The organism is Streptomyces soli, assembly GCF_003999195.1.
Taxonomy (GTDB): Bacteria; Actinomycetota; Actinomycetes; order Streptomycetales; family Streptomycetaceae; genus Actinacidiphila; species Actinacidiphila soli.
Genome location: NZ_RJVR01000274.1, coordinates 1 through 19240 on the forward strand (window position 1 = coordinate 1; position 19240 = coordinate 19240).

A 19240-nucleotide genomic window follows, 5' to 3' on the forward strand; every position below is an offset into this window, starting at 1 on the left:
AAGCCTCAACCCCGTGCGGTGGCTGGCGGGCGTGATCCGCTGCCGGTTCGACTTCGACAAACAGGTGGCCATGCGGCTGGCCGAGCAGATGGGCGCAACCCCGGCCGAGACACTCGAGAGGTTCCGCCGAGTCGTCACGAGCACGACCAAACCACCCCTCCCGACCGTGGCGATGCTCGGCGAATCGATCGTGCACGGGGAGGACATCCGGCGGCCGCTGGGCATCCGCCACGACTACCCGATCGAAACGGTCACGCAGGTGGCCGAGTACTACCAGGGCTCCGACCTCCCCGTCCTCACCAAAGGGCGGATCGGCGGCCTACGACTCGTCGCGACCGACGGACCCTTCACCGCCGGCTCCGGACTGCTCTTGTCCGGCACCACCCTGGCGCTGACAATGGCGATGACCGGACGCACGACGTACTGCGACGAACTCCACGGCGACGGTGTCACGACCCTGCGCGACCGCTGCGGGACCCCTTGAGCCGGCGCCCGGACGCCGTACAGCCGGAGTAGGAGACACCCGCCTCGCACCACAGCGAGAACCCCGACAACCACCCCAACCAGTACCCCACGAGAACCGACGGATGATCAGAGCAAATGATCACGGCCCGCATCCTGCGGGCTCACACCTGACCACTGTTTCGGCGGTGGCGGCCTTGGCGCGCTCGGATGCGGCGATGTCGCCCTGTGTCTTGGCCTTGTCCCGCTCGACCTCGGCGATGGCGCGCTGCGCCTTGGCATCGGCCGCGGCGGTCTTCGCCGTCTGCTCCGCTGCCTCCGCCTTGGCCTGGGCGGGCTTGGCCATGGTGGCGTTCTCCGCGGCCTTGGTGGCCTGCACCGCGGCACCATCGGCGGCGGCCTTGGCCTGGTCGGCGGCCTCCTGCGCGGCGGCCCGGCGGAACTCCGCCTGAGAGGCGTGCGCCTGCGTCTGGGCCAGCGCCATCAGCGTCTTGCTGTCGGCCGCCGAAGCGCGCGTCGCGTTCGACGCGGTCTCGGTGGCCTTCGCTACCGCCGTGGCAGCGGCGGCCGACGCCTTGGGCGGGCGCCGGCGGGGCGCTCGTCCGCGCCGGGCACCTCAGCTCGCCTCTGCCACGAGTGCGCGGGCGTTGGCTCCACGGGCTGTCTCAAAAACGTGATCGCCGAACCATCGTGGATACCCTGTCCTGTCATGGGCGAGCCGATCGCCGCACCTCTCAGGACCTCGGCTCAGTTGCTGCCGAAACTCGTGGACAATTCGATGCCGCGTCAGGGTCTGAGCGGCTCCCAAACCGCTGTCGAGGCGCTGCTCGATCTGGTGGACAGAGCCAGTCATGGTGGTGACGCGTCGTCTTCGAGGATCAGGCGAGCCGCCTGCGCGTATCGGGCTGGCGGTGCTGATTCCGAAGACGGCGGCAAGGTGCAGGGAGTCGGGGCCGCGGTTGAGGGCTTCCTCCGGCCAGCGGTCCACGCGGAGCCGGTCGAGGGTGGCCTTGTGGCCGCGGAACAGGTTGTTGATGTAGTAGCTGGTGACGGGCCGGGTGTCGTAGGCGGTGCGTCCGGAGACGAACAGGTGGGGGTTGGCGGTGGATGGCCAGCGGCCTCTGCGGTGGACGAGGTAGTCCTTGATGACTTTGAGGGACAGGTCGTCGAGCTGGCGGACGTGGCTGGCGACGGTGATGCGCCGGTCGCCGAGATCTACGTCGTCGAGTTGGAGTCGGCGGATGTCGCCGGGGCGAGCGGCATGCGGCACCATGCCCCGCTGTTTGTCGCCGCCACGCGCGCCCGTGACGCCCTCAGCATCACCTGGCACGGCGATCCCAGCCCGTTTCTGGCGGAGCCGGCGGTTGAACGGGGCTGAGAGGCTCACACCTACCGACTGAGATCTCCTCCGAACCAGGTGCGGTTCATTCGCGATCGTTACCCTTGAGCCACACCGTAAGCCCCGTGCCCGCAGGAGAGTCTCACCATGGCAGAGCGCAAGTCCATCGAGTCCTGGCTCACCGACATGGACGGCGTACTGATCCACGAAGGGATTCCGATCCCGGGCGCGGACGCCTTCATCAAGCGGCTGAGGGAGTCCGGGAAGCCCTTCCTGGTGCTGACGAACAACTCCATCTACACCCAGCGTGACCTGCACGCCCGGCTGGCGCGGATGGGTCTGGACGTGCCGGTGGAGAACATCTGGACGTCGGCGCTGGCCACCGCGAAGTTCCTTGCCGACCAGCGTCCCGGTGGCACCGCGTACGTCATCGGTGAGGCGGGCCTGACGACCGCCCTGCACGACATCGGGTACGTCCTGACCGATACAGACCCGGACTTCGTTATCCTCGGCGAAACTCGGACGTACTCCTTCGAGGCCATGACAAAGGCAGTGCGGCTCATCAATGCGGGTGCCCGCTTCGTCGCCACGAACCCGGACGAGACCGGGCCGTCAGCCGAGGGCGCACTGCCGGCCACTGGCGCGGTCGCGGCGCTGATAACCAAGGCGACGGGTGTGGACCCCTACTTCGTGGGCAAGCCGAACCCGCTGATGATGCGGGCCGGGCTGAACGCGATCGGGGCCCACTCCGAGACCAGCGCGATGATCGGCGACCGAATGGACACCGACATCGTGTCGGGCACGGAGGCCGGCATGGAAACGGTGCTGGTGCTTACCGGTCTGACCCAGGCGAGCGATGTGGAGCGCTTCCCTTACCGGCCGACCCGGGTCGTGAACTCCATCGCGGATCTCGTCGACGAGATCTGACCCCGCACCCTGCGCGCCCCGATACGATCTAGCGTGAAGGTCTCCGTGTGGCAACGCGCGCGTTCCGTGCACGGACCATCACCGTAGGCGACATCAGCAGGCCAGGGCGAAGTATGTTTTGGTAGTGCGGGTCTCGCCGAGGACGACGTAATCCGGGTCGACGTCGGTGAGGACATAGCCGATGTCGTGCAGCGCGGTGGTCAGCCCGGCCTCGCCGATCACGTACGCAGTGCCGTTGGGGCGCTGGTCGGACAGGAACTTGGCGGTGGCGAGGGCGGAGGTCCAGATGTTCTCGACCGGCACGTTCAGGCCCATGCGGGCGAGGCGAGCGTGCAGGTCGCGCGGCGTGTAGATGGAGTTGTTGGTCAGCACCAGGAAGGGCTTCCCGGACTCCTTCAGCCGGTTGAGGAAGGCGTCGGCGCCCGGGATCGGAATCCCTTCGTGGATCAGCACCCCGTCCATGTCGGTGAGCCACGATTCGATCGGCTTGCGTGTCGACATGATCTCAGCCTAATGGCGGCGCCGCGCCGCCGTGAGGAGGGCTGCGCCCACGGCGATCAGGCCCAGCGCGGCGAGGGCCGTGCGGCCGGTGCTCCCCGTGGCGGCGAGCTGCGGCGGCCCGGCCACGGGGTCGCGTCGCGGCGGGACGGCCGCCGGTGCCGGTGCCGGTGTTTGGGCCGGTGCCGGTGCCGATGTTTGGGCCGGTGCCGGTGCCGGTGTTTGGGCCGGTGCCGGTGCCGGTGCCGATGTTTGGGCCGGTGCCGGTGCCGGTGCCGATGTTTGGGCCGGTGCCGGCGTCTGGGCCGGTGCGTCAGTCGGCGCCGGCGTCGCGGCCGTCGGCATGACGTCGAACTCGTACGGTGCCGACTCGCCCACCCAGTCGCCGTCCGTCCCCCTGCGCTGCATCACCGTCGCCGACGCCGTGACATGGCCCCGCGCCGTCCCCCGCTCGAAGCGCAACCTCAACCGCACGGTCAGGCTCCCGTGCGGCGCGATCGTCGTGCCCGGGCCGTTCTCACCGCCCACGACCCCGACGTTCTCGTCGTTGTCCGTATGGTCGAGGTGCACCGCCCGCCATGCCCCCGTCTCCGGGTCCTCGTAGTCGAGGCGAACGCGACGCGGCGTCAGGGCCCGCTCGCGGTCGACCAGCACGATCACCGGATGCAGGTCGCTGCGCTCGGCGCCGCTGGCGTTCCGCAGCACCACGTCGAAGCGGTGCGGCCCGCTGCCGGCCTCGTATCGTGCCGGCCCCCCGGTCAGCCACGTCCGGATCGGGAAGTCCTCGGCCCTCGCGGGTGCCTGCGCCTGCGGCAGGCAGGCCACGGTGCCCACCAGGGTCGCGGCGCTCACAAGCAGTCTCTTCCGGCATCTCATATGACCGGAACCTCTCACGCCCCCGCGTCCGCCTCCCGCCTCGACGCGGCCACCCCCCACCGCATCCACCCGTTCGCAGTACGGCCAGTTACCTCCCCCCCACCCCGTCCCTTCCCGAAACCAGGGGGCTCTCACCCAAACCTTCGTTTGGGTGGGGGTCCCCCCGGCCGAAGGCTGGGGGAGTGCCCACCCCCTGGACCCCTGAACGCCCTTCGGGCGTGTCCTCAAACGCTGGACCGGCTGAATTTGCTAGGGCGCCGCGTTGCGGGCTAGGCCGAGGGCGTATTCGGGCCACCAGGTGCCGGCGGCGGGGCCGCCTTTGCAGGGGCCGTCGGAGTCGCCGGGGCGTTTGATCCAGAGGTAGGCGTCGATGTGGCGGTCGGCGGTGTGGGTGGTGGGGGGGACGCCGAGGCCACGGCCAGGGGGGTTGCACCAGGCTTCGTCGTGGCCGCCGGGGAGGGGGCCGCGGCCGTTGCGGCTGGTGTCGATGACGAAGTGCTTGCCGCCGAGGTCGGTGGAGAGCTCCATGCCGTAGGCCTTGTTGGCCTCGGTTGTGTAGAAGTTGGACGTGTTGAGGGCGAAGCCGTCGGCCCGGGCGATGTCGGCCCGTTGCAGGGGCCCGACGAGACTGCGCGGGTCGCGGACCCAGCCGGCGTTGCCGGCGTCGAGGTAGACCTTGGTGTGGGGGAGGGTCTTGAGGGTGTCGATGGCGTACATGAGGAGGGCGTAACGCTCCTCGTGGTAGCGGGCCGGGGTGCAGCCGTCGACGATGTGCGTGAGCGCGTCCGGCTCCAGTATCACCGTGGCTTCGCGGTTGCCGATGCCGGCGGCGACCTCGTTGAGCCAGGCCCGGTACGTGTTGCCGTCGGCGGCGCCGCCCTTGGAGTACTGGCCGCAGTCGCGGTGCGGGATGTTGTAGAGGACGAGCAGGGCGCGGCGGCCGGCGGCGGCTGCGGCCTCGGTGAAGCCGCGGGCCTGGCCCTCGGGGTCGTCGACGTCGATCCATTCGGCGACGGGTTCGGAGGCGATCCGTTCGAGCAGCCGGGCGTCGTCGGCTCGGCCGTCCTTCTTCCACTTGGCGACCTGGTGGGCGGCCTCGGAGTCCGGGTTGACCCAGAAGGGCGCGCCGGACATGGCGGCCGACGGGGCGGGCGCGACGCCGCGGCCCTTCCCTGTGCTGAGGCAGCCCCCGAGCAGCGCGGCCAGCAGGCCGAACGCGAAGACGGCGCAGGCGGCCCTGCGCACCGGGCCGGTGTTGGTGCCGTGCATCCACTCCCCCTTGGATGGCGGGACGAGACCGGTCAGCACCAATCCTGACATACCACACCGTCAGAAGGTGGTGTAGATGCGGCCGAACGGGGCCGGATCGGACGTCGTGGGCGTGACGTGGCGTCAAGTCGCCCTACCGTGCCGCCGCTCGTCTGTTCTACGCTGGGTATGCGGCCTTTTGTGGCTTCCCCTGTTTTCTTCCCAGCCTGGACGAACAGCGCCCGATGAGCACGACGCCGTCGGTGCGAGGCCGGTCGTGTGCCGTAACCGTCAGCCACCGTCACCCGAGTTTTTTTTCCTGCCTCCCCAGGCCGCCCGACCTCTCCCGCAGTCCGGCCGCCCACGGTGAGGGGCGTCCGGCCGGCGGCCTCCAGGGGGAGCGGATCCGCCGGCCGGACGCGGGGTTACATGAACCGGGTCAGGGCCTCGACGACCAGGGCGTGGTCCTCGGCCTGCGGCAGGCCCGAGACGGCGACGGTACCGATGACACCGACCCCCTCGACGCGCAGCGGGAACGCGCCGCCGTGCGCGGCATAGCGGTCCGGGTCGAGACGGGAGGAGGCCTCGAAGGTCGTGCCCTTGGCGCGGAAGCGAGTCCCGACGAGGTAGGAGCTCTCCAGGTAGCGGTCGACGACGCGGCACTTGCGGTCCAGCCACGCGTCGTTGTCCGGGGCGGTGCCCGGCAGGGCGTAGTGGAAGAGCTGGTGGCCGCCGCGGCGGATGTCCGCCACGACCGCGGCCTCGCGCTCGCGGGCGAGGTCGACCAGCAGGGCGCCGAGCCGCCAGGCGTCGTCGTTGGTGAAGCGGGTGAGGATGAGGCCTCGCTCCTGGGCCTCGATCTCCGCGATGAGCGCGGTGGCTTCCACGGTCATCCCTTGTCCCCATTGATCGTGACCGTACGGCCCTCGCGGGCGGACAGCCGCGCCGCCTCCAGGACGTCCAGGGCGTCGGCGGCCTGCGCGGCCGTGACGGGCGAGGGCGTGCCGTCGCGGAGGGCGGCGGCGATGGTGGCGTAGTACGCCGGGTAGTCGCCCGGGAGGGTGGGGACCGGGCGGGTGTCGTCGCCGGCGCCGACCGTGCCCCAGGCGGACTCGGGCTCGGTGCCCCAGCCGGGGCCGGGGCGCGCGCCGTCGCGCAGGGCTGCCTCCTGGGGGTCGAGGCCGTACTTGACGTAGCCGGCGGTGCTGCCCAGCACGCGGAAGCGGGGGCCGAGGCGGGCGGCCGTGGCGCTCATCCACAGGTGGGAGCGGACGCCGCCGGTGTGGGTCAGCGCGATGAAGGTGTCGTCGTCCACCTGCGCGCCCGGGCGGCGGATGTCGGACTCGGCGTAGACCGTGGCCACCGGCCCGAACAGGGTCAGGGCCTGGTCGACCAGGTGGCTGCCCAGGTCGTAGAGCAGCCCGCCGATCTCCGCCGGGTCGCCGGATTCCCGCCAGCCGCCCTTGGGCTGTGGCCGCCACCGCTCGAAGCGGGACTCGAAGCGCTGTACGGTACCCAGCTCGCCGGCGTGGATGAGGTGGACCAGGGTGAGGTAGTCGTTGTCCCAGCGGCGGTTCTGGAAGACCGACAGCAGCAGCCCGCGCCCCTCGGCCAGTGCGGCGAGCGCCCGGGCCTCGGCTGCGGTCCCCGCGATCGGCTTGTCGACCACCACGGGCAGGCCCGCCTTGAGCGCGGCCTCCGCGAGCGGGACGTGCGTACGGTTCGGCGACGCCAGCACGATCAGGTCGAGCTCATCCGCCCGCGCCCACAACTCCTCCGGCGCCGCCGCGACCCGTACCCCCGGATGCTCGGCGCGGGCCTGCGCCTGGCGCTCGGGGTTGGCGGTGACGACGGTGTCAAGGGTCAGGTCGTCGGTGCCGGCGATCAGGGGGGCATGGAACACGGATCCGGCCAGGCCGTAGCCGACGAGTCCGACGCGGAGGGGAAGGGCGGGATTGCTCATGGCGTCCACCTAAGCAACGTGGTCACCAGGGCGCAAACCCGCCCCCTCCCTGGCTAGGGAACCCGCACCCATACCGCCTTCGAAGGCGTACCGGCACCGTCCGTCACGACGAGCATGTACCAGCCGGAGGGGACCAGCGACGGGTCCTTGGGGATGGTGACGGTGATGGCGCCTTTCTGTTTTTTCACGTCGAGGGCGATGGAGCGCTGCTCGACGTCCGTGGCGTGGGTGACGGCGCTGGGCCGCATGAGCCGGGCTGTTTTGATGCCGGCGGCCTGCGTCGTAAGGAAGGTGGCGGAGCCGCCGCGGTCGATGGTGCTCGGGCCGCCGGAGAGGGCGGGCTTGGTGTCGCGGTAGCGGTAGGCGGGGGTGTAGATCTCGATGCGCTGTTCGAAGAAGCCGGCGGTGGTGTTGTCCTTGTCGCCGTAGAGGGGGTTGGAGCCGAGGACGGCGACGCGGCCGTCGGGGAGGAGCAGGGCCTCGGAGTGGTAGTCGCGGCCGACGGCGGGGTCGGCGGCTTTGAGGAAGGCGTTGGAGGCGGGGTCGTAGATCTGAGCCTTGAGGATGTCGCTGGCGCTGCGGCCTCGGTAGTCCCGGGAGCCGCCGGTGGTGAGGACGGTGTCGTCGGGGAGGAGGACACTGTTGAGGTAGCGGGTGGGCTCGGACAGGTCGGGTCCGGCCGTGAAGGTGGGGTTGTCCTTGGTGAGGTCGACGATCGCGGTGCGGTCGGTGGAGGACTTGGACTCGCCGACGCCGCCACCGCCGAGCACCATGACCTTCTGGTCCTGGGCCGGTGGCAGCAGCACGGAGCTGGCGGTCTCGAGGTCCTTGGCGTCGCTGATGCCGGGGACTGGCTTGAAGCTGTTGGTCTTCAGGTTCCAGATGCCGGGGACGCGGCCCTCGGTGGCGGGGCCGTAGCCCGCGTTGGCGCCGGAGTAGAAGATCTTGCCGCCCTGGGTGAGGAAGAGGGCGGGGTAGGTCGGGAAGTAGCGGGTCTTGGTGTAGGTCCACTTCTTCGTCTTGGGGTCGAAGATCTCGTTCTTGCCGGGCACGACCTGGCCGATGTCGTCGAGGCCGGAGACGGCGAGCACCTTGCCGTCCTCGAGGGTGACCAGGGTGGGGTACCAGCGGGCCTCGTTCATGGGGTCTACCGGGATGTACTTCTCGGCGATGGGGTCGAACTCGTAGGCGTTCTTGATGCCCTGGAAGTCCTTCTTGTCCATGCCGAGCTTCGTGGCGAGGCCGTACAGGTTGTTCTTGTCATCGCCGGTCAGGCCCTGGATCTCGTACTGGGCCGCGGTGTTGACGATGCCCTTGTCGCCCTTGACCTCGGACTCGACGAAGACCCGGGCGCTGCTGGCGGTGACAGTGACCTTGCCGGTCTTCTTGTCCACCGTCTTCTTCGCCCGCGGCACGTTGATCGGGAAGTCGGCGTGGAACTTCTTCCCGTTCTCGCTGTTGACGAAGATTGTGCCCTTGGGGAAGGCCCGGGGCTTGTCCGGGTCCTCGTTCTTGATGATCATCTCGCCGCCGGCTCTGGTGACGTCGCCCTTGAGCTTCTCGTAGCGGGCGGTGCCGCCGGCGACCAGTAGATTGCCGTTGGCGAGCTGGACGTGGCCGGAGCAGAACATGTCCTTCGGGGTGTCGATCTCCTCGAAGGTGTTCTTGACCGGATCCCACAGGACGCTCTGGAAGGTCTTGGCCTTGAAGTTCTTCTCGTCGTTGCCGGAGCCGGCGATGAGCAGGACCTTGCCGGTGTGCAGCATGGCCGCGTGGATGGAGTTGATGCGGTACTTCGCGGGGACGTCGACGAAGTCCCAGTGGCCGTACTTCGCCTTGTACGCGGGCTGGTTGATCTTGTACTCGTGGTACTTCTCGGTGGTGTAGGCGTAGATCGCGGGGGTGTTCATACCGGCGAGTACGCCCACGGCGGCGCCTCCGGCGACCATTTTCTTCAGTCGCCGGCTGGGTCGGTATCTCATCGGCCGTCACTCCTGGACTTGGCCCGGATCAGCGACAGGGACCAGACGACGATCGGCGCGGTGGTGATGATCAGCGCCAGCGTCGCCCAGGTGCGCATCGCGACGTGGGTGTGGCGGTTGAAGAAGCTGGCGGCGAGCGAGCCGCCGAAGACCAGCGTCCAGAAGATGTGGATCCGGAAGGTCGACAGCAGCCGGTCCGGGCTGGCCGAGTCGCCCTTCGGGGTGACCACGAAGTTGCTTTTCCGGCGGAGCAGGGTGTCCAGCAGCGAGCGGGCGTAGATCGGCGCGGACAGGGCCGACATCACCATTCCGGCGGCGCCGGAGGAACCCTCGGGCTCGTGGGGACTGACGTTGTGGCGCCGGTTCCAGATGTAGAGGCCTATCTGGAGGGCGGCGGCGTCGCTGTAGAGCATCATCCAGACCTCGGAGTTGATCTGGATGCCCGAGGCGCCGAGGCCGAGGAACAGGGCGCAGCTCAGGGCGCCCAGAAGCCAGTTGAAGGCCGTCATCGGGTAGTAGACGAGCATCAGGCCGTAGTTGAGGAACCGGCCCGGTGACAGGGTGAAGGGCGCCTTCCAGAACTGCTTGAGCACGGTCTCGTACGTCCCACGGCTCCAGCGCAGCTGCTGGGTGAAGAAGTCGGTCCACGAGGCCGGGCCCTCGCCGACGGCCAGGACGTCCGGGGTGTAGACGGAGCGCCATTTGCGGCCGGTGCGGGGATTGCGGTGGCGGTGGAGTTCGAGGCCGGTGGCCATGTCCTCGGTGATGGAGTCGACGAGGCCGCCGATGCTCTTGAGGGCGGATATCCGGACGGCGTTGTTGGTGCCGACGAACATCGGGGCGCCGTAGGCGTTGCCGGCCCGCTGGATGAGGGCGTGGAAGAGGAACTGCTGGCTTTCGGCGGCCTTGGTCACGGCGTTCTCGTAGTTGCCGTAGACCTGGGGGCCGACGACGAAGGCCGTGTCGGGGTCGCGGAAGTAACCGAGCATCCGATCGAGGAAGTTGGCGAGCGGTATGTGGTCGGTGTCGACGGAGGCGAAGAACTCGTAGTCGTCGCCGTGGGCGTCGAGCCAGGCGTTGTAGTTGCCGTGCTTGGTCTTCGCGCGGAAGGCGCCCTTGGACTGGTTCCACCTCTCGACGCCCTTGCGGCTGAAGTGCCGTACGCCGAGCCGGTCGCACAGCTCCCTGACGGCCGGGTCGTCGCCCTCGTCGAGGAGCCATATGTGGAGCACACCGCGGTGCCGGAGCCTGGTGGCCGCCTCCAGGGTGGCTCCCACCATGGCCAGTGGCTCCTTGCCCGGGACGAAGGTGGTGAGGAAGGCGACCTTCGTGCCCACCTCCGGGACCACGGGTATGGGGTCGCGGGCGACGAGTGTCGCGTGGGCGTTCGAGCTGACGTTGATCAGTCGGAAGAGCTCGATGAGCCCGATCGAGACCAGCATCACGGTGTCGCACACCGTCATCCAGGCCGGGGCGCCGGCTCTGCGGGTCCAGTGTCCGGGCTGCATCAGCCAGGCCAGCAGGATCGCGGAGAGCACGGGCGCGGCGCCGAGCAGCAGGGCCGCGCGTATGCGGTGGGGTTCGTCGGACAGCAGGCTGCGGTATTTGACTCGATAGGGACGGTCGACGGGCGCCTCGGTCATGGGCCCGGCGAGTCGGCTGTAATGCTCGTAGTCGTACCGTGGGCCCCGTGTGGCAGGGTCGCGCTGCCACTGCTGCGGAATGGCGGGACGTTCGGTGGTCGTGTACTGCTGGGCGCCGGTCGGTGTCGGCGTCATGAATGCTCCCCCCGAAGCATGTGTGCCGTATCTCTTACGGCATCACGTTCCCGGGCAGCTGCGGCCCCCCGCCGCCCGGGTATACGTACAGGTGAGGTGGTGGTCGGTCCGGATGAGGCTGGCTATGACTCATCAACGACCGTGCCATCGCTCGGTCACGCCTTGAACGCACTCCCTTCTTTCTCAACTCGCCTTGTTGAAGGCCAGATTGGTGCATACGCGTCCTTGATCCCAAGCGTCCAGGAACGCCCTTCTTGATCGCAAGGACGAAACCCCTTGGAAACAGGGCGTATGTGCTCTTTGAGACAGCTGTGCGTTGCCCCGTGCGCCCCACTAATGCGCGGGGCACTACCGCCGTGACAGGGGTAGGGGTACGGGTTCGGCTCCCGCGCAGCCGCCGCTGTGGGAAACCTGTGCGCATCGGTCGGAACCATCCCATCCGGTTCACCCGTCCTACCAGTGGGATGAATACGACGATCAGGCGTGCCTCGGTCTTCTGTCTGCTCCTGGTGCTCTCGCTGCTCGTGCGGGCCACCTGGGTGCAGGCCGTGGACTCCAAGGCCCTCGCGGACCAGACGCACAACCGGCGGAAGATCATCGCGCAGTACGCGAATCCGCTGGGCGACATCATCGTGGCCGGCAAGCCGGTCACCGGCTCCAAGGCCACCACCGGCGGTGACCTGAAGTACAAGCGCACCTACCCCGACGGGTCGCTGTACTCCGCCGTCACCGGCTACAGCTCGCAGGTCTACGGTGCGACCCAGCTGGAGGGCATCTACCAGGACGTCCTCGACGGCACCGACACCCGGCTCAAGAGCGTCAAGGACACCCTCACCGACACCCCCGCCAAGCCCGGCGACGTCGTCACGACCATCGACCCGGCCGTGCAGAAGGCCGCCTACACCGGGCTCGGCGCCAAGAAGGGCGCCGCCGTCGCGATCGACCCGGCCACCGGCGAGATCCTGGCGGTCGCCTCCACACCCTCGTACGACCCGTCCACCTTCAGCGGCAGCTCCACCGCCGATGGCAAGGCCTTCAGCAAGCTCCAGGCCGACAGCGCGAGCCCCATGCTGAACCGCGCTCTGCGCCAGACCTATCCGCCGGGCTCGACCTTCAAGCTGGTCGTCGCGGCGGCCGCGCTGGAGAACGGGCTCTACAGCTCGGTGACGCAGAACACCAACTCCCCGGCCCCGTACACCGCGCCCGGCACGAGCACCCCGATCACGAACGAGAACACCTCGGCCCCCTGCAAGAACGCCAGCATCCAGACGGCCCTGCAGTACAGCTGCAACACAGTCTTCGCCAAGCTCGCGGTCCAGCTCGGTCAGGCCAAGGTGAAGGCGACCGCCGAGAAGTTCGGCTTCAACGCCGCCAAGCTCGACATCCCGGTCCGCGCCGCCACGAGCGTCTACCCCTCCGGCATGGACCAGCCGCAGACCGCCCTGTCCGGCATCGGTCAGTTCAGCGACACTGCGACCCCGCTGCAGATGGCGATGGTCGTCGCGGCACTCGCCAACGGTGGCCAACTCGCCAGCCCGCACATGGTGTCCAAGGTGACCGACGGCAACGGCAAGACCATCACCTCGTTCCCGGACTCGGCCACCACCCGCGTGGTCAGCCAGCGCACCGCCACCCAGCTCCAGCAGGCCATGGTCAACGTCGTCCAGAACGGCACGGGTACGAACGCGAAGATCAGCGGCGTCGAGGTCGGCGGCAAGACCGGCACCGCGCAGCACGGCGAGAACAACAGCGGCACGCCCTATGCCTGGTTCGCCTCCTACGCCAAGGGCAGCAACGGCAAGGAGGTCGCCGTCGCGGTCGTGGTCGAGCAGTCCGACGCGGCGCGCTCGGAAGTCAGCGGCAACGGGCTGGCGGCGCCGATCGCGACGTCGATGATGAAGGCGGCGCTGGGCCTGAAGTGATCCGGCGGGCGGGTTGTCCCCTGTATTTCCCCCTGTGAAATCCCTGTGGCAACGGCCGGGAATGTGGTTCCCGGGGCGGGTGGGACTCCCTAGGGTCCGAGTGTCCCTTCTCCCCACCGCACCGGAGGACCCCTGTGCGCAAGAGACTGCTCGCCCTCACCGCCGGAACCGCCGCCCTGCTGCTGGCCGTCCCGGCATCGGCCGCCGACGCCGGACCCGGCGCCGCCGGCATCGGCGATCCGTACTACCCCACGTACGGCAACGGCGGCTACGACGTCTCCCACTACGACCTGCGCCTGAAGTACCAGCCCGCCACCGACGAGCTGGAGGGCACGGCGACCATCCTCGCCACGCCCACCCAGGGTCTGACCCGCTTCAACCTCGACTTCGCCCTCGACGTGGACGAGGTCCGGGTCAACGGCAACAAGGCCGCCTTCGCGGCCTCCGGTGAGCAGGAGCTGGAGATCACCCCGGCCAAGCCGCTCGAGCAGGGCAAACAGGCCACGGTCGTCGTCCGCTACCACGGCGTCCCCTCCGCCGTTCAGCGCTACGGCTTCACCTCGTACCAGCGCACTCCCGACGGCGGCGTCAACGCCAACGAGCCCGAAGCCGCCTGGTGGTGGTTCCCCAGCAACGACCACCCCCTCGACAAGGCCACGTACGACGTGTCGGTGTCCGTCCCCGACGGCACCCAGGCGATCAGCAACGGGGTGCTCGTCTCCAGCAGCTCCAAGCTCGGCTGGACCCGCTACAACTGGCGCGAGAACAAGCCGCAGGCGACCTATCTCGCGACCCTGGCCATAGGCCACTTCGACATCACCACCAGCACCAGCGACGGCGGCGTCCCCGTCATCAACGCCTACTCCACCGACCTCGGCGACAACGACGGCGCCGCCCGCGCCAGCGTCGAGCGCACCGGCGAGATCGTCGACTGGCTCAGCGGCTACTTCGGCCCCTACCCCTTCAGCACGGCGGGCGGTTACGTCCCCAACGTGAAGAGCGGCTTCGCGCTCGAGACCCAGACCCGGGTCTTCTACAGCCCCAAGCAGTTCGCCAACGGCTCCAACACCTCGGTCGTCGTCCACGAACTGGCCCACCAGTGGTGGGGCGACAGCGTCTCCCTGGAACGCTGGTCCGACATCTGGCTCAACGAGGGCTTCGCCCGCTACGCCCAGTGGCTCTGGTCCGAGCACGAGGACGAGGGCACCGCGCAGGAACTCGCCGACTACGTCTACGCCCTCCACCCCGCCACCGACTCCTTCTGGACCGTCGCCCCCGGCGACCCCGGCCCCGACAACCAGTTCGACATCGCCGTGTACGACCGTGGCGCCCTCGCCATCCAGGCCCTGCGCAACGCCATCGGCGACAACGACTTCTTCCGGCTCCTCAAGACCTGGCCCACCGAGCGCCGCTACGGCAACGGCACCATCGCCGACTTCCAGGCCCTCGCCGAGCAGATCTCCGGCCAGGACCTCGGCGCCCTCTTCCGGACCTGGCTCTACGCCACGGCCAAGCCCGCCGACCCCGCCGCGACGGCCCTGGGCGTACGCGCCGACGTGCAGCAGCCCAAGTCCTGGAAGCAGATCGCCGCGACGAACGACGTCCACGGCGACTGACGGCCCCGCGGGCCCGGCGCGGTAGGCGTGACTTCGGGCTCCTTCCCTGGTAGCTGATGGGGGGTCAGCTTCAGGGAAGGAGTCCCGGAATGCCCGCACCCGCGTCCGCGTCCGTCTCCCGCCGTACCGCTCTCCGCATCCTCGGCGGAGCCGTGGCCGTCGTCGCCGCCACGACCGGACGGCCCAGGCCGGCCGACGGGAGACGGGTCGAGCGGCTGCTCGGGCAGCTCACGCTCGACGAGAAGCTGAGCCTCCTCCACGGGGCGACCGACCCGGCGCCGCTCGGGCAGGCTGGGTACATCCCGGGCGTGGCGCGGCTGCGGATTCCGCCGCTGCGGCTGTCCGACGGCCCGGCCGGGGTGAGGGTGACCGCGCCCGCCACGGCGTTGCCGGCGCCCGCGCTGCTGGCGTCGGCCTTCGATCCGGGGCTGGCGCGGGAGTACGGAAGGGTGATCGGCCGGGAGGGCCGGGCCCTGGGCCAGGACGTACTGCTGTCGCCGATGGTCAACCTGATCAGGACGCCGTACGGGGGCCGCAACTTCGAGACCTTCAGCGAGGATCCGCTACTGGCGGCCGACCTGGTCGGTGCCGAGGTGCGCGGGATCCAGAGCCAGGGGCTGATCGCGACGGTGAAGCACTTCGCGCTCAACAACCAGGAGTACGAGCGCGAGTCGATCAACGTCGTGGCCGACGAGCAGACGATGCACGAGACCGAGCTGCGCGGTTTCGAGGCCGCCGTCCGCGCCGGGGTGGGCGCGGTGATGGGGGCGTACAACAAGGTCAACGGCACCTTCGCCTGCGAGAGCCCGTACCTGCTGGACACGGTGCTGCGCGAGCAGTGGGGCTTCGGGGGCTGGGTGATGACGGACTGGTCCGCCGCCCACAGCACGGCCCCGGCGATCCGGGCGGGCCTGGACATGGAGATGCCCGGCGGTACGTACTTCGGGGCCGCGCTCAGGAAGGCGGTCACCGACGGCACGGTCCCCGAGGCGCTGGTCGACCGCTCGGTGCGGCGCGTCCTGACCGTCATGGACCGCTTCGGGCTGCTCGGCGGCGCCGTGCCGCACCGCCCGGCCCGGGGCTCCTCCGCCGGGGCACGTACCGCGCTGAAGGTCGCCACGCGCGGCGGGGTGCTGCTCCGCAACCAGGGCGCGGCGCTCCCGCTGACCGGGGCGGCGGCCAGCAGCATCGCCGTGATCGGCCCGACCGGCTCGGTGCCGTTCGTGAGCGGCGGCGGCAGCGCGCATGTCGCGCCGGACCGGGCGGACAGCCCCCTGAAGGCGATCCGGGCCCGGGCCGGGCGGGGCAGCGAGGTCACGTACGCGCTGGGGGAGGACATCTACGGCAGGGTCTTCCACGAGCACACCATCGCACCCGGCGCCGCCTACACCCACGACATCGATGTGACGGCCGACCGGGACGACGAGGCGTGGACCCTCCTCATCCACTACACCGGCGCGCACGCCGACCGCCCCAAGGTCGTCCTGGACGGCGGCGCCGAACTGTTCCCCCAGGCCGCTGGATGGGCGGAGAACTTCAGCGGCGGGCTGATCTCCACGACCACCGACGGCCTGTCCGTCCGCCGCAGGACCCTGAAGCTGACGGCAGGCACCCACCGGCTCACCGTCACCGGCAAAGGCGGCACCGGCGGTACCGGAGGCCGGACCTTCCGCCTCGCGAAGATCACCAGAGCCTCGCGTGCCCAGGACGTCGCGGCGGCGGCGAAGGCGGCGCGTGCCGCCCGGGCGGCCGTGGTCTTCGCGTACGAGGACGCCACCGAGGGCCATGACCGTACGACGATCCGGCTGCCCGGCAACCAGGACGCACTGATCGAGGCGGTCACCGCGGCCAACCCCCGGACCGTGGTGGTCCTCAACACCTCCTCCAGCACAGCCATGCCCTGGCTGGACCGCACCGCCGCCGTGCTCCAGATGTACTACCCGGGCCAGGAGGGCGCCGCCGCCACCGCCGCCCTGCTCTTCGGCGACGCCAACCCCGGCGGCCGCCTCAGCCAGACCTTCCCGGCCGGCGACGACCGGCACCCGCTCTCCGGTGACCGCCGCCGCTATCCCGGGGTGGGCGGCGAGGAGCGTTACGCCGAGGGCATCCGCATCGGCTACCGCTGGTACGACGAGGAGGGCGTCGAGCCGCTCTTCCCCTTCGGCCACGGGCTGTCGTACACGACGTTCGCCTACTCGGGCCTGGCCGCCGAGCCCGAGGGACATGGCCTGCGGGTGCGCTTCACCGTACGTAACACCGGGCACCGGCGCGGCAGCGACGTCCCCCAGATCTACCTCGGGCCATCGCCGGACCTCGCCCTCCCGCAGGCCCGCAGGACCCTCGCCGCCTACCAGCGGATCGACCTCGCCCCCGGCCGCTCCCGCACACTCACCCTGCGCATCCCGGCCCGCCTGCTCTCCTCCTGGGACCCCCGGGCCCACCGCTGGGTGCTGGGGACGGGCCGGCGGGCGGTGCATCTGGCCGCGTCGGCGACGGATCTGCGGCTGAGTCGGACAGCGGTGGTGCGCTAGCCCAGCCGCGCCAGCAGCAGCGCCACATCGTCGTCGGGGGCGCGGTGGAGGGCGTCGAGCACCAGGTCGCAGGTCTGTTCGAGGGGGCGTTGGTCACCTTCGAGGAGGCCCAGCAGGAGCTGCAGCCCGACGTCGATGTCCTGGCGGCGGTCCTCGACCAGCCCGTCGGTGAAGAGGGCGAGCAGGGCGCCCTCCTCCAGCGTGTACTCGGCGGTGCGGAAAGGAACGCCGCCCACGCCGAGCGGTGCGCCGACAGGGACGTCGAGCAGCTGGGCGCGTCCCTCGGGCGGGATCATCACCGGGGGCAGATGTCCGGCGCTGGAGAAGACGCAGCGCCCCGTGTGGGGGTCGCATACCGCGTACATGCAGGTCGCGATCGACTCGCTGCCCAGGGTGACCGGGATGTCGTCGAGGTGCCGCAGCAGCTCGTCGGGGGCGAGGCCGAGCTGGGCGAAGGCCCGGGTGGCGGTGCGGAGCTGGCCCATGATGGCGGCGGCCTGCACGCCCTTGCCCATGACGTCGCCGACGATGAGCCCGACCTTCCCGTCCTTGAGCGGCAGGACGTCGAACCAGTCCCCGCCGACGTCGCTCACCGCCGGGAGATACCGGAAGGCGATCTCCATGCCGTCGATCTCCGGCGGCGCCTGCGGGAGCAGGCTGCGCTGCAGGGCGAGGGCGGTCTCGCGCTCGGCGGCGTAGAGCCGGGCGTTGTCGATGGATATCGCGGCGCGGGCGGCCAGCTCGCAGGCCAGGGTGCGGTCCTCGTCGTTGAAGGGGCGCTGGTTCGTCGTACGGAAGAGGCTGAGCGTGCCCAGCACATCGCCGCGGGCGATCAGGGGCGCCGCCAGATACGAGTGGGCTCCGGAGGCCAGCAGCACCCCCGCGGCCTCGTCGTTTCGGGCGATGCGCCGCATCATGCGGGCGTCCACCTGGCGTACCAGGACCGGCTTGCCCTGCCGGACGCTCTTGGTGATCAGCCGGGTCGGTCCGTAGGAGGCGAGCTCCCCGACCGGGTCGGCGGCGTGGATGGCGTCGGTGGGGCTTTCGGCGGCGACAGCCAGCGCCCGGAACTGCGCGGAGCCGTCGTCGGCCATGGCCTCGTCGGCGGAGGTACGCCCCCGCAGGACGGAGTCGAGGACATCGACGGCGGCCATGTCGGCGAGCCGGGGAACGGCCACGTCGGCCAGCTCGCGGGCGGTCTGGCTGAGGTCCAGGGTGGTGCCGATCCGCGTACCGGCCTCGGCGATCAGGGTGAGGCGGCCACGGGCCTCGGCGATCTCGTTGGTCTGCCGTACGCGCTCCGACACGTCGATGGCCGAGGCCGCCAGCCCCACCACCTGCCCCGCGGGATCGTCGAGCCGGTAGTACGAGACCGACCAGGCGTGATCGTGGTCCGGGTCGGCTGCGGTCCGGCCGGTGTGCTGGCGGTCGATCAGCGGCCTCCCGGTCGCCAGCACCTCGCCCATCGCGGCCTCGATCGCCTCGGAGTCGACGTCGGGCGCGATCTCGCCGGCGCGCAGGCCCAGCATGGCGGCCTCCGGTATCCCGGTCATCTCCACCTCGGCCTGGTTGGCCCGCACCAGCCGCAGGTCGGGGTCGAAGACCGCGATCGCGATCGGCGACTGCTCGACCAGGCTGTTGGAGATGGCCAGGTCGGTCTCGACGCTCCGTACGGTGGTGACGTCGGCGCCCATACCGAGGGCGTAGATCCGCCCGTCGGCGTCGTCCAGCCGCATGTTGCGGAATTCCACGTACTGGTCGGTGCCGTCCTTGTGCCGAACCGGGAAGACGCCCGCCCAGGACGCGCCTGCCTTGACCTGCTCGAACAGCTCCGTGACCAGGGTGTAGTTCTCCGGGGCGACCAGCCTCGCGCCGCTGTGCCCGAGGATCTCGTCCGCCGTGTACCCGAACAGCTGTTCGGCCTCGGGGCTCCACAGGGTGACGCGTCCGTCGTAGTCCAGGACGAACGCGGCGACCCGCAGCAAGTCCAGCAGCCCGCCAGGTGCGGCGCTGACGCCGTCTGCCTCGCCGACCCTGGACCCGAGGTCGTGCGTACGCATACCGGTCCTCTTTCCTGCCGCCTACCCCCGAAACGGTG

At 70.1% G+C, this 19240-nt stretch carries 14 protein-coding genes and 1 pseudogene; 5 read left to right on the top strand and 10 right to left on the bottom strand.

The genetic code is table 11. The annotated features are described in order from the left end of the window. The coding region (locus EFK10_RS29670; RefSeq protein ID WP_127358737.1) for a maleylpyruvate isomerase mycothiol-dependent enzyme family protein at positions 1 to 484 on the top strand (484 nt) is incomplete at its 5' end. 120 nt (positions 485 to 604) lie between these two features. Here the strand turns inward: EFK10_RS29670 and EFK10_RS29675 are convergent. After that, entirely contained in the window at positions 605 to 946 is a 342-nt protein-coding gene (locus EFK10_RS29675; RefSeq protein WP_127358738.1) for a hypothetical protein, read from the bottom strand. 132 nt (positions 947 to 1078) lie between these two features. Further along, entirely contained in the window at positions 1079 to 1735 is a 657-nt protein-coding gene (locus EFK10_RS47875) for a site-specific integrase (RefSeq protein ID WP_164836198.1), read from the bottom strand. Between the two features lie 213 nt (positions 1736 to 1948). On the opposite strand from EFK10_RS47875, the gene EFK10_RS29685 reads away from it, so the two are divergent. Continuing rightward, on the top strand, positions 1949 to 2728 hold the full coding sequence (locus EFK10_RS29685) for an HAD-IIA family hydrolase (RefSeq protein WP_127358739.1): 780 nt from the start codon (positions 1949 to 1951) through the stop codon (positions 2726 to 2728). Positions 2729 to 2851: 123 nt separating this feature from the next. Here EFK10_RS29685 and EFK10_RS29690 read toward each other — a convergent pair. The 7 genes and pseudogenes from EFK10_RS29690 to EFK10_RS29720 all read right to left on the bottom strand — a co-directional run. Continuing rightward, positions 2852 to 3229: pseudogene (locus EFK10_RS29690) on the bottom strand (TIGR01457 family HAD-type hydrolase); the annotation flags it as partial. 9 nt (positions 3230 to 3238) lie between these two features. Beyond that, positions 3239 to 4078, bottom strand: coding sequence for an LPXTG cell wall anchor domain-containing protein (locus EFK10_RS29695; RefSeq protein WP_127358740.1), 840 nt, complete (start codon positions 4076 to 4078; stop codon positions 3239 to 3241). Between the two features lie 273 nt (positions 4079 to 4351). Beyond that, positions 4352 to 5371, bottom strand: a complete 1020-nt coding sequence (locus tag EFK10_RS29700; protein WP_127358741.1) for a glycoside hydrolase family 6 protein — start codon at positions 5369 to 5371, stop codon at positions 4352 to 4354. Positions 5372 to 5775: 404 nt separating this feature from the next. Then, positions 5776 to 6243: a heme-degrading domain-containing protein gene (locus EFK10_RS29705; protein WP_127358742.1), complete on the bottom strand. Its 468-nt coding sequence runs from the start codon at positions 6241 to 6243 to the stop codon at positions 5776 to 5778. Further along, positions 6240 to 7313: a Gfo/Idh/MocA family oxidoreductase gene (locus EFK10_RS29710; protein ID WP_127358743.1), complete on the bottom strand. Its 1074-nt coding sequence runs from the start codon at positions 7311 to 7313 to the stop codon at positions 6240 to 6242. The genes EFK10_RS29705 and EFK10_RS29710 overlap by 4 nt, the downstream gene beginning before the upstream one ends. 53 nt (positions 7314 to 7366) lie before the next feature. After that, positions 7367 to 9295, bottom strand: a complete 1929-nt coding sequence (gene glxA / locus EFK10_RS29715) for a radical copper oxidase GlxA (RefSeq protein WP_127358744.1) — start codon at positions 9293 to 9295, stop codon at positions 7367 to 7369. Then, positions 9292 to 11073, bottom strand: a complete 1782-nt coding sequence (locus EFK10_RS29720; protein WP_127358745.1) for a glycosyltransferase family 2 protein — start codon at positions 11071 to 11073, stop codon at positions 9292 to 9294. The genes glxA and EFK10_RS29720 overlap by 4 nt, the downstream gene beginning before the upstream one ends. A 464-nt stretch (positions 11074 to 11537) precedes the next feature. Here EFK10_RS29720 and EFK10_RS29725 point away from each other — a divergent pair, with 464 nt between their 5' ends. The 3 genes from EFK10_RS29725 (at position 11538) to EFK10_RS29735 (ending at position 17142) form a co-directional block, all read left to right on the top strand. After that, on the top strand, positions 11538 to 12995 hold the full coding sequence (locus EFK10_RS29725) for a peptidoglycan D,D-transpeptidase FtsI family protein (protein ID WP_127358746.1): 1458 nt from the start codon (positions 11538 to 11540) through the stop codon (positions 12993 to 12995). A 134-nt stretch (positions 12996 to 13129) separates the two neighbouring features. After that, a complete protein-coding gene (locus EFK10_RS29730) occupies positions 13130 to 14611 on the top strand; it encodes a M1 family metallopeptidase (RefSeq protein WP_127358747.1) in 1482 nt (493 codons plus the stop codon). An 89-nt stretch (positions 14612 to 14700) separates the two neighbouring features. Beyond that, a complete protein-coding gene (locus EFK10_RS29735) occupies positions 14701 to 17142 on the top strand; it encodes a beta-glucosidase family protein (RefSeq protein ID WP_127358748.1) in 2442 nt (813 codons plus the stop codon). Here EFK10_RS29735 and EFK10_RS29740 read toward each other — a convergent pair. Beyond that, positions 17139 to 19202, bottom strand: coding sequence for a SpoIIE family protein phosphatase (locus EFK10_RS29740; protein WP_127358749.1), 2064 nt, complete (start codon positions 19200 to 19202; stop codon positions 17139 to 17141). The genes EFK10_RS29735 and EFK10_RS29740 overlap by 4 nt on opposite strands. Positions 19203 to 19240: the final 38 nt, after the last annotated feature.